This window comes from Halomonas sp. BC04 (genome assembly GCF_000568385.1).
Genome location: NZ_AZQX01000296.1, coordinates 1 through 13,443, shown reverse-complemented (window position 1 = coordinate 13,443; position 13,443 = coordinate 1). Strand labels below are relative to the sequence as shown.

The following is a 13,443-nucleotide window of genomic DNA, read 5'->3' as shown; positions in this document are numbered from 1 at the left end:
GCTATGTCGCACTCACAGGATCACGCGCTTCGCGCTGTTCGACCAGTTTCCCTGGACGCACCACTGCGAATGCGGCGTCCTGCTGGAGCGATACGCCACCTGAGTTGATCAGGGCAGCACTGCGCACTCTGGCAATGTCAAGTAGCAGATCGTCATATGGCGATGCCCAAGCGGCATGCACCATGAGAAGGCTGGCAAGTCAGTAGGGTACGCGCCGGGGCTGCAGTAAGCTTGGCACCACGAGGCCAGTTGGCCGCGGTGAATCTACCCCAGGGCCGTAATGCTGCGGCTCCAGGCAGCCGAGGTGAGGGATGCAATACGAGACGATCGAGGCAGGCAGGCAGGATATTCTCAAGCAGTTGCGTGAGCGCCTGGATAGCCGTCTGGAGAAGGAGCGGGCCGAGGAAGTGGAAGCCTTCGCCCGCTATTTCTACGCAACAGTGCCGCTGGAAGACCTGGCCGATCGCCGGCTGGACGATCTCTATGGTGCCACCCTGTCGGTCTGGCACTTCATCCAGCAGCATGACCCTGCCTCGCCCAAGGTGCGGGTCTTCAACCCCGATTTCGAAGAGCACGGCTGGCAGTCTTCACATACCTTCGTTGCCGTCCTGCACGAGGACATGCCGTTTCTGGTCGACTCGGTGAGGATCGAACTCAACCGTCGCGGCCTCACCGTGCATGCCATCCATAATTCCGTAATGGCGGTGGAGCGCGACGCCGAACACAAGCTGAGGCGAGTCTGTTCCACGCGAGACGAACAGGCACCCGACTATCGGGAGTCCTTGATCGCCATCGAGATCGATCGCCATTCGACCCCCGCCATGCTGGCGGATATCGAGTGCGCACTCCACGATGTGCTGCGCGACGTGCGTATCGCCGTGGGTGACTACGAGGCGATGAGCGACCGTGCGCGGGATGCCATTGCTGAGCTTCGCGACCGCTGTCCCGACCAGGTCGACCCCGGCGATCATGAGGAGGCCATTGCGTTCCTCGAGTGGCTGGTGCGGGACAACTTTACCTTCCTGGGCTATGACGAATACACCATCGAGTCCGGCGCCGACGGAGATCGTCTGACCAGGGTCCCGGGCAGTGAGCTGGGCGTGTTTCGTCTCGAGCTGCCGCGTTATCAGGAGCGCATCCGTACGGAGCTGGGCGTCGAGGGCAATCGCTTCGTGCTGGTGCCCCAACTGCTCTCCTTCGCCAAGAGCGCCCATCATGCCCGTGTGCATCGGCCGACCTATCCGGACTACATCTCCGTCGATCGCTACGATGACCAGGGCCGGGTGATCGGAGAACACCGTTTCCTGGGGCTGTTCACCTCCACCGTCTACAATGAGTCACCCCGCAATATTCCGTTGCTGCGGCGCAAGCTCAAGGCGGTAATGGAGATTGCCGGCTTCAACCCCAAGGGGCATAACGGCAAGCAGCTGCTACAGATCCTCGAAGTCTATCCGCGTGACGACCTGTTCCAGATCGATACCCAGGAACTGGCCAGGACGGCGCTGGGCATCCTCGATATACGCGAACGCCGCCGGGTGCGCATCTTCGTGCGTACTGACCATTCCGGGCGCTTCCACTCCTGCCTGGTCTTCGTGCCGAGGGACGTATTTTCCACCGACCTGCGCCTGCGCATCCAGCAGCTGCTCTGCGAGGAGCTCGACGCTACCTTCGGGGATTTCAATACTTACCTCTCCGAGTCGGTACTGGCTCGAATCCAGTTCATCCTGCGCTTCAACAACAATGTGCCACGGGAGGTGAACCTCAAGCGTCTCGAGGCCAAGATCGCCCAGTTGGCCCGCAGCTGGCGCGATGAGCTGCAGGAAGCCATGATCGAGGGCTTCGGCGAGGAGCGGGCCAATCAGCTGATGGATCGTTTTCGCGACGCCTTCCCCGCCAGCTATCGCGAAGACTTCGGTTCCCGCACGGCCGTCTTCGACCTGCAGCACCTGTTCGAGCTCGATGAGGGCGAGCCCCTGGCGCTGTCGCTCTATCGCCTGGTGGAGGAAGAGGGTAGCGGCGTCAATCTCAAGCTGTTCCAGCGCGATCGTCCGATTCCGCTCTCCGACGTCCTTCCGGTGATGGAGAACCTGGGGTTGCGGGTCATTGGCGAGCGCCCCTATGAGATCAACACCCCGGATGTCCGTTATCTGCTGCACGACTTCGACCTCGAGCATCACACCAGTACCGAGGTCAGCCTGCAGCAGATGCGCGAGCCCTTCATCGAGGCATTTCGGCGGATCTGGGTCGGTGAAGCGGAGAACGACTCCTTCAATCGCCTGATCATCGTTGCCAACCTGGATTGGCGTGAAGTGGCGATGCTGCGTACCTATGCGCGCTACATGAAGCAGATCCGATTCGGCATGTCCCAGGACTACATCGCGGCGACCCTCGCCAATCATCCTGATATCACCCGTGAGCTGGTCAAGCTCTTCGCGCTGCGCTTCGATCCGGTTCACCGGCCGGACGAGGAGGAGGTGAATGCCTGCATCGAGCGTATCGTCCGCCACCTCGATGGTGTGGCCAGCCTCAACGACGACCAGCTGCTGCGGCGCTACATGGAGCTGATCCAGGCGACGCTGCGGACCAACTACTACCAGCGCAGTACAGAGGGGCGCGCCAAGGACTATATCGCCTACAAGCTCGATCCCCGGCGGATCACCGGGATACCCAAGCCTTGCCCTGCCTTCGAGATATTCGTCTGCTCGCCGCGGGTGGAGGGAGTACACCTGCGCGGTGGCAAGGTGGCTCGCGGCGGCCTGCGCTGGTCTGACCGGCATGAAGACTACCGGACCGAGGTGCTGGGCCTGGTCAAGGCGCAGCAGGTCAAGAATGCCGTGATCGTGCCGGTGGGCGCCAAGGGCGGCTTCGTCTGCAAGCGCATGCCCGAGGGGGCCGATCGCGACACTCTCCAGCAGGAGGGCATCGCCTGCTACAAGACCTTTATCCGTGCTCTGCTCGATGTCACCGACAACCGGGTGGGCAGCGAGGTGGTGCCGCCGAAAAACGTGGTGCGCCACGACGATGACGACGCCTACCTGGTGGTGGCGGCCGACAAGGGCACTGCGACCTTCTCGGATATTGCCAACGAGATATCCGCCGAGTACGGCCACTGGCTGGGCGACGCCTTCGCCTCCGGCGGGGCCAACGGTTATGACCACAAGAAGATGGGCATCACCGCTCGTGGCGCCTGGGAATCGGTAAAGCGCCACTTCCGCAGCCTGGGGCTGGATACCCAGCGCGAGGAGTTCAGCGTACTCGGCATCGGCGACATGGCCGGCGACGTCTTCGGCAACGGCATGCTGCTATCCGACAAGATCCGCCTGGTGGGCGCATTCAATCACCTGCATATCTTCGTCGACCCCAACCCGGATGCCGCCACTACCTTCGCCGAGCGTCAACGCCTCTTCGCCATGCCGCGCTCGAGCTGGGAGGATTTCGATACCAGCCTGATTTCCGAAGGTGGCGGGGTCTTCAAGCGCAGCGCCAAGTCGATCACGATAACGCCGCAGATGAAGGAGGTCTTCGGCATCTCCGAGGACCGGCTGTCGCCCAACGACCTGCTTCGTGCCATGCTGCGCTCGCCGGTCGACCTGCTGTGGAACGGGGGGATCGGCACCTACGTCAAGGCCAGTGACGAGACCGACAGCGAGGTCGGCGACAAGGCCAACGATGCGCTGCGCATCAACGGTCGGGAGTTGAAGTGTCGCGTGGTCGGTGAGGGCGGCAACCTGGGCCTAACCCAGCGTGGGCGCATGGAAGCCGCCGAAAATGGCGTGAAGGTCTTTACGGACTTCATCGACAATGCCGGCGGGGTGAACTGCTCGGACCATGAGGTCAACATCAAGATCCTCATCGATGAGGTGGTCAAGCGCGGCGACATGACCGACAAGCAGCGCAACCAGTTGCTCGCCGACATGACCGAGGAGGTCGCCGACCTGGTGATTCTCGATAACTATCGCCAGACCCAGGCGATCTACCTGTCGCAGATGCTGTCCCAGTTCGGTATCGGGCCCTACCGCCGCTTCATCAGCGAGCTGGAAGCCCAGGGGCACCTGGACCGGGAGCTGGAGTTCCTGCCGATGGACGATGTGATCCAGGAGCGTGCCAGTACCGCGCAGGGAATGACGCTACCGGAGCTGTCGGTATTGATCTCCTACTCGAAGAGCGTGCTCAAGGGCGACGTGCTCGCTTCCGACGTGCCCGACGATCCCTATATCCAGCAGTACCTGGAGCGGATCTTCCCGCCGGTCCTGGTCGAGCGTTTCCGGGACGAGATGTACGATCACCGCCTGAAGCGGGAGATCGTCACGACCCAGGTGGCCAACGACCTGGTCGATCACATGGGCATCGTCTTCGTGCGTCGCCTGATCGACTCCACCGGGGCCAGCCGTGCCGATATCGCCCGTGCCTATATCGTCGCCCGGGACAGCTTCCAGCTGGCCGACACCTGGGAGCAGATCGAGGCTCTGGACAATCAGGTGCCGAGCGACATCCAGTACGCCATGATGCTCGACCTGATGCGCCTGATCCGTCGCACCACCCGCTGGTTCCTCCGCCAGCGGCTGGGGCTCTCCACCCGGGATGCCATCGAGTACTTTGCCCCCCGCGTGGCTCAGCTTCAGGAAGGCATCGGCGAGCTGCTGCGCGGCGAGGAGCATGAGCGCTGGGAGCTCAAGCGTAACGAGCTACTCGAGGCGGGTGTGCCGGAGGGGCTGGCCTGCACCGTGGCGGCGGCGGGTAGCCTGTACGGGGCGCTGGGCGTCATACAGGCGGCACGTCAGAGCGATGAGAAGCCGCAGCGCGTCGCCGAGGTGTTCTACGAGATCGGCAGCCGGCTGGAGCTTCCGTGGATGATCCAGCAGGTGACCAACCTCGAGGTGGGTGACAGCTGGCAGGCCCAGGCCCGCGAGACCTTCCGCGACGATATCGACCGCCAGCAGCTGGCGCTGACAGTCAGCGTGCTGAAAACGGATGATGGTCGCGAACCGGAGGAGCGGGTCGACAACTGGCTGCAGATGCACAGCTCCCTGCACGAGCGCTGGTGTCGTTTGATCGCCGAAGTGCGTAGCGGCGGCAGCCAGGCCAGCTTCCCGCTGTTTGCCGTGGCGGTCCGTGAGCTGGTCGACCTGGCGGAGAGCAACGGCGAGAGCTGAACCTGTCTCGCCATCACGCCTCTCCTGCTCTCAAGGCAACGAACCCCGCTACGGCGGGGTTCGTCGTCATGGGCGGTCGGCGCTGCTATAATCGCGCCCGCCTGACCCCTTGATCCCTGGAGATGCCCATGTATGCGCTTGCCCGTTCGATCCTGTTTCGACTCGATGCCGAAACCGCACACGGGTACGCACTTTCGGCCCTGGAACTGGCGCACCGCCTGAAGTTGGCATCGCGGCTTGGTGGTGCGCGGGTCGACGATCCGGTGGAGTTGATGGGACTGCGGTTTCCCAACCGGGTGGGGCTGGCGGCGGGGCTGGACAAGAACGCCGACCACCTCGATGCCCTGGGGGCACTCGGTTTCGGTTTCGTCGAGGTAGGAACCGTCACGCCGCGGCCACAGGAGGGCAATCCCAGGCCTCGCCTGTTTCGTCTGCCGGAGCAGCGGGCGATCATCAATCGCATGGGCTTCAACAATGCCGGCATCGACCATCTGGTGGCCCAGGTGCAGAAGAGCCGCTTCGACGGCATCATCGGCATCAATATCGGCAAGAACCTGACTACCCCGGTGGAGCAGGCAGTGGACGACTACCTGGTCTGCCTGGAAAAGGCGCACGCCCACGCCCACTACGTGACCGTCAATATCTCGTCGCCCAATACGCCAGGGTTGCGCAACCTTCAGTTCGGGGAGCACCTGGACGCCCTGCTGGGCACGCTGCGCGAAGCCGGCAGCCGACTGGACCAGCAGGCGGGGCGCCGGGTACCCCTGGCGGTCAAGATCGCGCCGGACATGACGCCCGAGGAGGTGGGGCTGGTTGCCGCCAGCATCTCGGCCAACGGCATCGACGCAGTCATCGCCACCAACACCACCGTGTCGCGGGACGCCGTTGCCGGGCTGACGCATGCTGACGAGCAGGGGGGGTTGTCGGGACGCCCCGTCTTCGAGTCCTCCAATCGCGTCATTCGAGAGTTGCGCCGACATTTGCCCGAGTTGCCCATCGTCGGCGTGGGAGGTATCGACAGCGGCGAGGCGGCCGTGGCCAAGGTGGCGGCCGGTGCCGATCTGGTCCAGCTCTATTCGGGCTTCATCTATCGCGGCCCGGCCCTGGTGGGGGAGTGTGCCGAGGCACTCAAGGCGTCGCGTGGCTGAGTGGAATGCGATGAGTGGGGTGCGAAAGGGAACGGCAAGAAAAAAGCCCGCGAAGCGACTCACGGGCTTGTGTCGTCACCGCCTCGGACAGGCGGCAAGGGACGGTCGATTGGGTGGAAAGATTCGTTACAACACCATGGGGTTCTTGTGAATGCCGGAGACGCCGGTCATGCCGGCCCACTGATCCCCACGGCCTTCACGCCAACCACTCATCCAGTATTCACGTATATTGACATCCTGACTGGGACAGTCGTCGCGGGAGCGCCCGGAAATGCCTGCCTTGTAGCCATGGAGGTAGGCGCGCTGGAAGCGATCACGTTTCTGTCTTTTCATCGGATGACCTCTCGTAAAGGTACCAATTTGGGGCGTACGACATGTACGACCCGACGTTCCACCGCCCGCATAACCGTGTCAAACGGCAGAGCGAATGGGTGCAAGTCCAAACAGGGCTCGCCAAGAGAACGCATGCATCCTTACAGTAGCTACTAAGACTAGTCTTAGCCCATTTCGGGTGTCATTGTCGACCTATCTTTCGTCAAAAGCCGGACTCAATTTTGTAACAAAAGGAACATGCCCGACCCGAGGCTTAGTCTGAAAAGTCGGCGAGCGAAGGACAGACAAGGCTAAAATCGGCGAAAAGACGGAGTTTACGGGGTGTAAATGAGTACTTTGAGCCTATTTTTAACGCCGTATGGCCGAGCGCAGCCAGTTTTCGGACAGAGCCAAGGGGTGGGAACGACACCATGAGCGAGCCATTGAATACCAATACCCACGCCTTCCTGGCCACCTGTCCCAAGGGATTGGAAGAGCTGCTGGCCGACGAGCTCCGTGCCCTGGGTGCCGAGCCATTCAAGACCACCGTGGCCGGCGTGCACTTCCAGGGTGACCTCGCCGCCGCCTATCGCGCCTGCCTCTGGTCGCGCCTGGCCAATCGCATCGTACTTTGCCTGGCGCGAGAGGAGGGCATCGAGAGCCCCGACTCGCTGCGCCAGGCGGTGACCACCGTGGACTGGGCCCAACACCTGCGATCCGGTGCCACGCTGGCGGTGGATTTCCATGGCCGCTCGGAGCAGATCCGCCATACCCGCTTCGGTGCTCAGACCGTCAAGGATGGCGTGGTCGATGCCCTGCAGACCGCGGAAAGGCCGCGCCCGGACGTCGACCTGAAGGAGCCGGACCTGCGCCTCTATGCTCACCTGCATCGCGGCCGGCTGACCCTGGGCGTGGACCTCTCCGGGGAGAGCCTGCATCGCCGTGGCTACCGACGGGACGTCGGCCATGCGCCACTGAAGGAGAACCTCGCCGCTGCCCTGTTGATGCGGGCCGGCTGGCCCGAGCGGCTGCGGGCCGGTGAACACCTGGTGGACCCCCTTTGCGGTGCCGGCACCCTGTTGATCGAGGCGGCGCTGATGGCCGCCGACATGGCGCCCAACCTGGCGCGTGTACGTTTCGGCTTCGATGGCTGGGCAGGGCATGACAATGAGCTTTGGCTCGAACTCAGGCGCGAGGCCGAGGCCCGGGCCAGCATCGGGCGCAAACGCTGCCGGAACCGACTATTCGGCTTTGACCAGAGCCCGCCGGCGCTGGCGGCGGCCAAGGCCAATGCGATGCGGGCCGGCATTCCGGCCCTTGTCACCTTCAAGGGCGCCTCCCTGGAGCAGCTGCAGCGCCCCGCCGAGCTCGATGCGGCGGCGCGGGGGCTGGTGATCGCCAACCCCCCTTATGGCGAACGTCTGGGAGAGTTGCCCGAGCTGGTGGCGCTCTATGCCGAACTGGGCGAGGGGGTGCGCCGAGCCTTTCCCGGGTGGCGGCTGGCGGTCTTTACCGGCAACCCCGATCTCGGCCATCGCATCGGGCTGCGGGCCGACAAGCAGTACTCGCTGAAGAATGGGCCGCTCGATGCCAAGCTGCTGCTGATGAACGTGACGGCAGCCACCGCCGATGCGGATGCCCCGGTGAAGCCGGAAGGGCAGCCGCGCAGCGACGGGGCGCAGATGTTCGCCAACCGCCTGGAGAAGAACCGCAAGCGGCTGAAGAAATGGCTCAAGCAGAGTGGTGAGAGCTGCTATCGGCTCTATGATGCCGACATGCCGGAGTATGCCCTGGCGGTGGATGTCTACGGGGATCGGGTGCACGTGCAGGAGTACGCGCCGCCGCGCTCGGTGAACGCCGCCCAGGCGCAGAAGCGGCTGTTCGATGCCCTGCAGGTGATTCCCGAGGTGCTGGAGGTGGATGCCGGCCAAGTGGTGATCAAGCGCCGGGAGAAGCAGAGTGGAAAGGAGCAGTATCGCAAGCAAGCCAGCAGCGGGGAGCGCTTCCAGGTGCGTGAGGGGCGGGCCCGGCTGTGGGTCAACCTGCGCGACTACCTCGATACCGGCCTGTTTCTCGACCACCGTCCGGTGCGGCGCATGCTGGCCGAGATGGCGCACGGTACGCGCTTTCTCAACCTGTTCTGCTATACCGGCGCGGCCACGGTTCAGGCGGCCCTGGGTACGGAGGAGGCGGGCGGCGCGTCGGACAGCATCAGCGTCGATCTTTCCAATACCTACCTGGATTGGGCGCGGGACAACTTTGCCTTGAACGGGCTCGACCCGGCACGGCATCGGGTAGTGCGTGACGACTGTCTGCGCTGGCTGGAAACCGCCAGGGCCCAGTTCGACCTGATCTTCCTCGACCCGCCGACCTTCTCCAACTCCAAGAAGATGGACGGGACCCTGGACGTGCAGCGCGACCATGTTCGGCTGTTGGAACTGACGATGGCGCGCTTGGCCCCCGGCGGTACCCTGGTGTTCTCCAACAACCAGCGTCGCTTCCAGCTCGATCCGGAACTGACCGAGCGCTATGCGGTGCAGGATATCTCGGCGAAGACATTCGATCCGGATTTCCAGAGGCGCCCTGACCTGCATCACTGCTTCCTGATTCGCCACCGGGAGGTCGCATGATCCGGCTGAGGCTCTATACCACCCTGGGTTGCCATCTCTGTGAGGAGCAGGAATCACTGCTGGCCCTGCTGCTGCGCGGCGAATATCGCCTCGAGAAGGTCGAGATCAGCGAGAACGAGGCACTCATGGAGCGCTACGGGGTGCGCATTCCGGTACTGGCGGACGAGGCGGGCGAGGAGCTGGACCGCGGTTTCGAGCCGCCTCTTCTGGCGGCCTGGCTGGCCGAGCGCGGCTGGCTGGATGAGGCCGCCTGGCAGTCTCTCAGGCGCCAGATGGGGGGCGAGGCCGGTCCTCGCGAGGTGAAGGGCACCGTCATGCGCGGCGGCCGGCGCTATCTGGGCTGAATGGTTGCGTTGACATAGCGGACATCAGCTCTCTCTCTTGGAGTGGTGTGGCGCCCCCACATTGTGACAACTTGGTGGCATAAGCACGATGGCGCGGGGGGTGGATATGAATGCACCACAGCGCAGGCCGTGGCGGCAGGTCGTGCTGGGTGGCATGTTGTTGGCATTGGCCGGCACTGCCCTGTCAGCTGGCGATATCGGGCTGACCGAGGAAGAGCGGAAGTTCCTCAGGGAGAACGAACCCATCGTGTTCGTCAGCCAGACCGGCTACCCCCCCTTTGAATTCGTCGATGCCAACCAGCAGCGCCGTGGCATGATGGTGGAACTCGCCCAGTGGATTGCCACCGAGGCCGGCTTTCATGCCCAGTTCACCGATACCGTCTTCCAGCAAGCGCAGCAACGGCTGCTGAGTGGAGATGCCGATGTCCTGACCAGCTTTTTCTTCAGCGAGGCCAGGGACCGTGAGTTCGATTTCACCCAGACCGTCTTCCTGGTGCCCGCGTCAATTTTCGTTGCCGCGCAGCGACCCGACATCGCCCTGGTGTCGGACCTTGATGGCAGGCGCGTGGCCACGCAGCGCGGCGACTACGCCAAGGAGTACCTGGCCTCGCTGGATATCGAACTCGAACTGATCCAGACCGACGACTTCGCCAGCGCGGCGCGAGCTGTGATCGACGGTGATGCCGATGCCATGGTGGGAGACGAGCAGATCGTTCTCTACTACCTGTACAGCAGCGGCCTTCATGAGCTCATGAAACGGGTTGGCGAGCCGCTGTATGTGGGCCTGAATGCGATGGCAGTCGTGGAAGGCAACCATCTGCTGCAGTCGATCCTGAACAAGGGGGTCGAACATGCCCGCACCAGTGGGACGCTCGATCGCCTGCAGGAGAAGTGGGTGGGTGTTGAGCTGCCCGGGGCTGGATTCCATTGGCACGATTACTGGCATTACGGGGTGGGCCTGGCGTTGCTTGTCATGTGGGTCGTGGGCTGGAACGTCAGGTTGCGGCATCTGGTTTCGCGCAAGACAGCCCAGCTCGAGCTCGCGGCCAGCGTGTTTCGACACGCTCGCGAGGGCATCATCATGACTGATGCCCAGGGCGCCATTCTCGATACCAACGATGCCTTTACCCGTATCACTGGCTACTCCAGGGACGAGATTCTCGGCAAGAATCCCCGCTTGCTGCAGTCGGGGCACCAGGGCGATGCTTTCTACCGGCAGTTATGGGAAGACTTGCTCGAACAGGGCGCCTGGGAAGGAGAGCTCTGGAACCGGCGCAAGAACGGTGAGGTGTTTCCGGAGCTGCTGACCATCTCGAAGGTGAGCGACAAGCAGGGAAAGACGTCGCACTTCGTCGGCATCTTCACTGACATCAGCCGGCAGAAGGAGTACGAGCGACAGCTCCAGAGCATGGCCTTCTATGACAGCCTGACAGGGCTGCCGAACAGAGCGCTGCTTGCAGACAGGTTGAGTCAGGCCATGGTGTCGGCGCGTCGAAACGGCTGCAAGGTGTCGCTGGCCTACATCGACCTGGATGGCTTCAAGGAGATTAATGACCGGCTTGGGCACGAGTTTGGTGATCGTGTGCTCGTGACCATTGCCGAGCGTTTGACGCATGCCCTGCGCGAAGCCGATACGGTGGCCCGGTTCGGTGGCGATGAGTTTATCCTGGTTCTGCCTGGGCAGAGTGATGTGGCAAGCGTGAGTACGCTCATCGCCCACCTGCTTGGCCATATCGCGGAACCGATAGAGATAGAGGGAACCTGCTTGTATGTATCGGGTAGTGTCGGCGTGGTTCACTTCGACCCCGAAGACGACATCGAGCCAGAGCAGCTCATACGCCAGGCCGACCAGGCCATGTATCAGGCCAAGCAGGCCGGCAAGAACCGCTTCCACGTCTTCGATGCCGAGCACGATCGGGCGGTGCGGGGGCATCACGAGAGTCTCGAGCGCATTCGTGACGCCCTGGCCAACGACGAGTTCGTGCTTCACTACCAGCCCAAGGTCAACATGTCGACGGGGGAAGTGATCGGCGTGGAGGCACTGATACGCTGGCAGCACCCCCAGCGAGGCCTATTGGCGCCAGCCGCCTTCCTTCCCGCCATCCAGCAGCATCCGCTGGCCATCGACCTGGGCGAGTGGGTACTGGCCCGGGCCCTTGGTCAGTTCGAGGCCTGGGTGGCCACCGGCATCAGGCTACCGGTGAGCATCAATATCGATGCCATTCACCTCCAGCAGGCTGACTTCGTCGCGCGTTTGCGTGCCGAGGTCGAGCGCCATCCCAGCGTGATGCCCGGCGATCTCGAACTCGAGGTGCTCGAGACCAACGCATTCAGCGATGTCGCCCATGTGACCTCGGTGATGCAGGCATGCCGCGAGTTTGGCGTCGACTTTGCGATCGATGATTTTGGCACGGGTTATTCATCGCTGACATACCTTCGCCACCTTCCCGCCAGCGTCCTCAAGGTAGACCAAAGTTTCGTCCGCGATATGCTCGACGACCCGGAAGACCTCACGATGCTCGAGGGCGTGCTTGGGTTGGCCGTAGCATTTCGCCGCGAGATCGTAGCCGAGGGGGTCGAGACCCTGCTGCATGGACGCTTGCTGCTGGCCATGGGCTACCAGTTGGGCCAGGGATACGCCATTGCACGGCCCATGCCGGCAGACTCGATACCGGGGTGGCGGGATACCTGGCGCCCCGACGCCTCCTGGTATCAGCGGCAGCGTGCCGGGCCAGAGGAGCTGCGGGCCATATATGCCATGGTCGATCATCGCGCCTGCGCTGCCGGCATGCTGCAATATCTCAGCGGCGAGCGGCCCGATCGGCCGAAGGCGAACTGCACTCATTGCCGCTTGGCGCAGTGGCTGGCCCCCCTTGGCCGTGACCAGGGCCAGGAGGGGCCGGGCATGGGGCGGATCGCCAGGCTCCATGCCACCTACGACCGGCTCGCCCAAGAGGCGCTGATACTCAAGGAGGACGAAGGTCACGAAGGGGCCAGGCAGCATACCCGTCAGGTGGCGGAGGTCAGCGAAGAGTTGCAGGATCAGCTGCAGTACTGGATAGACGAGAGGGGTGTGCCGGAGAGGGGCTACAGCGAATCCAGCAGGGAGAGCTGATGGACGGCCGCTTGTCCCTCGGCGCTTTCGGCCTCGACCTCAAGCACCTTGCGCAGGCCCCGGGAGGCCTGGATGGTGGCTTCGTCTCCCAGCCACATCATGGCCTGGTCATGATCGTCGGCAAGCATATGCTTCAAGCCACCGAACTGGGTGCCGATCTGCCCCCAGGCGCGGCTGAAAATCCAGTCTCCGAACATGTCCTGGTGGATATGCACCAGCACATAGTCATGGTTACTTTCCCAGCGGATGATCACGAAGCTCCAGCAAGTCAGGGGTCGCCGGGTAGCGGCGTGCCAATGTCAGGTGGCGGTATTGTAAGGGTTCGAGCAGACTGGGCAAGTACCGTAGCAAGGAGAGTTCGCGTGAGAATTGTGGTCGATGCCAACGTGCCCGCCGCCGACGCCTGTTTCGGCGGGCTGGGCGAGTTGATTCGCCTGCCGGGGCGCGAGATCGATGCCGCGGCGCTGCGCGATGCCGATGCCGTGGTGGTGCGCTCCATCACGCGTATTGATGAGGCGGTGGTGGAGGCGGCCATGAGCGGCAGGTCACGACTACGCTTCGTCGGCACCTGTACTATCGGCACCGACCACGTGGATACACGGGCTCTTGCCCGCCACGGGGTCGGCTTCGCCAGTGCGCCGGGCTGCAATGCCGAGGCGGTGGTCGACTACGTGCTGGGCAGCCTGTTGACCCTGGCTGAGCGCCAGGACTGGCGGCTGGCCGAGCGTCGCGTGGGCATCG

General features: G+C 63.3%; 8 protein-coding genes and 1 pseudogene. 7 read left to right on the top strand and 2 right to left on the bottom strand.

All coding sequences use genetic code 11. The features are described from left to right. From Q427_RS30470 to Q427_RS20190, 3 genes are all read left to right on the top strand, one after another. Nucleotides 1-103 (top strand): hypothetical protein (locus Q427_RS30470; RefSeq protein WP_155833640.1); only part of this gene is annotated, 103 nt, incomplete at its 5' end. A gap of 208 nt (nucleotides 104-311) precedes the next feature. Next, nucleotides 312-5,153 carry an NAD-glutamate dehydrogenase gene (locus Q427_RS20195; protein ID WP_043516908.1) on the top strand — a complete coding sequence of 1,614 codons (4,842 nt, stop codon included), beginning with the start codon at nucleotides 312-314 and terminating at the stop codon, nucleotides 5,151-5,153. 128 nt (nucleotides 5,154-5,281) lie between these two features. Then, on the top strand, nucleotides 5,282-6,301 hold the full coding sequence (locus Q427_RS20190) for a quinone-dependent dihydroorotate dehydrogenase (RefSeq protein ID WP_043516907.1): 1,020 nt from the start codon (nucleotides 5,282-5,284) through the stop codon (nucleotides 6,299-6,301). Nucleotides 6,302-6,427: 126 nt separating this feature from the next. Here the strand turns inward: Q427_RS20190 and rmf are convergent, their stop codons facing one another. Next, on the bottom strand, nucleotides 6,428-6,634 hold the full coding sequence (gene rmf, locus Q427_RS20185) for a ribosome modulation factor (protein ID WP_043516906.1): 207 nt from the start codon (nucleotides 6,632-6,634) through the stop codon (nucleotides 6,428-6,430). A 410-nt stretch (nucleotides 6,635-7,044) separates the two neighbouring features. Between rmf and rlmKL the strand changes: the two genes are divergently transcribed. From rlmKL to Q427_RS29245, 3 genes are all read left to right on the top strand, one after another. Next, complete coding sequence (rlmKL, locus tag Q427_RS20180; RefSeq protein WP_043516905.1) at nucleotides 7,045-9,243, top strand: bifunctional 23S rRNA (guanine(2069)-N(7))-methyltransferase RlmK/23S rRNA (guanine(2445)-N(2))-methyltransferase RlmL; 2,199 nt, start codon at nucleotides 7,045-7,047, stop codon at nucleotides 9,241-9,243. Continuing rightward, nucleotides 9,240-9,587, top strand: a complete 348-nt coding sequence (locus Q427_RS20175) for a glutaredoxin family protein (protein ID WP_043516904.1) — start codon at nucleotides 9,240-9,242, stop codon at nucleotides 9,585-9,587. The genes rlmKL and Q427_RS20175 overlap by 4 nt, the downstream gene beginning before the upstream one ends. Nucleotides 9,588-9,693: 106 nt before the next feature. After that, nucleotides 9,694-12,702: an EAL domain-containing protein gene (locus Q427_RS29245; protein WP_197030755.1), complete on the top strand. Its 3,009-nt coding sequence runs from the start codon at nucleotides 9,694-9,696 to the stop codon at nucleotides 12,700-12,702. On the opposite strand, the gene Q427_RS20165 is transcribed toward Q427_RS29245, so the two are convergent. After that, on the bottom strand, nucleotides 12,675-12,956 hold the full coding sequence (locus Q427_RS20165) for a hypothetical protein (protein WP_043516903.1): 282 nt from the start codon (nucleotides 12,954-12,956) through the stop codon (nucleotides 12,675-12,677). The genes Q427_RS29245 and Q427_RS20165 overlap by 28 nt on opposite strands. 108 nt (nucleotides 12,957-13,064) lie before the next feature. On the opposite strand from Q427_RS20165, the pseudogene Q427_RS20160 reads away from it, so the two are divergent. Then, nucleotides 13,065-13,443, top strand: a pseudogene (locus Q427_RS20160) (4-phosphoerythronate dehydrogenase); the annotation flags it as partial.

Excerpts from the sequence above, each read along its gene's own strand:
- Q427_RS20195 (WP_043516908.1), top strand. The coding sequence starts at position 312 with ATGCAATACGAGACGATCGAGGCAGGCAGGCAGGATATTCTCAAGCAG.
- Q427_RS20190 (WP_043516907.1), top strand. The coding sequence starts at position 5,282 with ATGTATGCGCTTGCCCGTTCGATCCTGTTTCGACTCGATGCCGAAACC.
- rmf (WP_043516906.1), bottom strand. The coding sequence starts at position 6,634 with ATGAAAAGACAGAAACGTGATCGCTTCCAGCGCGCCTACCTCCATGGC.
- rlmKL (WP_043516905.1), top strand. The coding sequence starts at position 7,045 with ATGAGCGAGCCATTGAATACCAATACCCACGCCTTCCTGGCCACCTGT.
- Q427_RS20175 (WP_043516904.1), top strand. The coding sequence starts at position 9,240 with ATGATCCGGCTGAGGCTCTATACCACCCTGGGTTGCCATCTCTGTGAG.
- Q427_RS29245 (WP_197030755.1), top strand. The coding sequence starts at position 9,694 with ATGAATGCACCACAGCGCAGGCCGTGGCGGCAGGTCGTGCTGGGTGGC.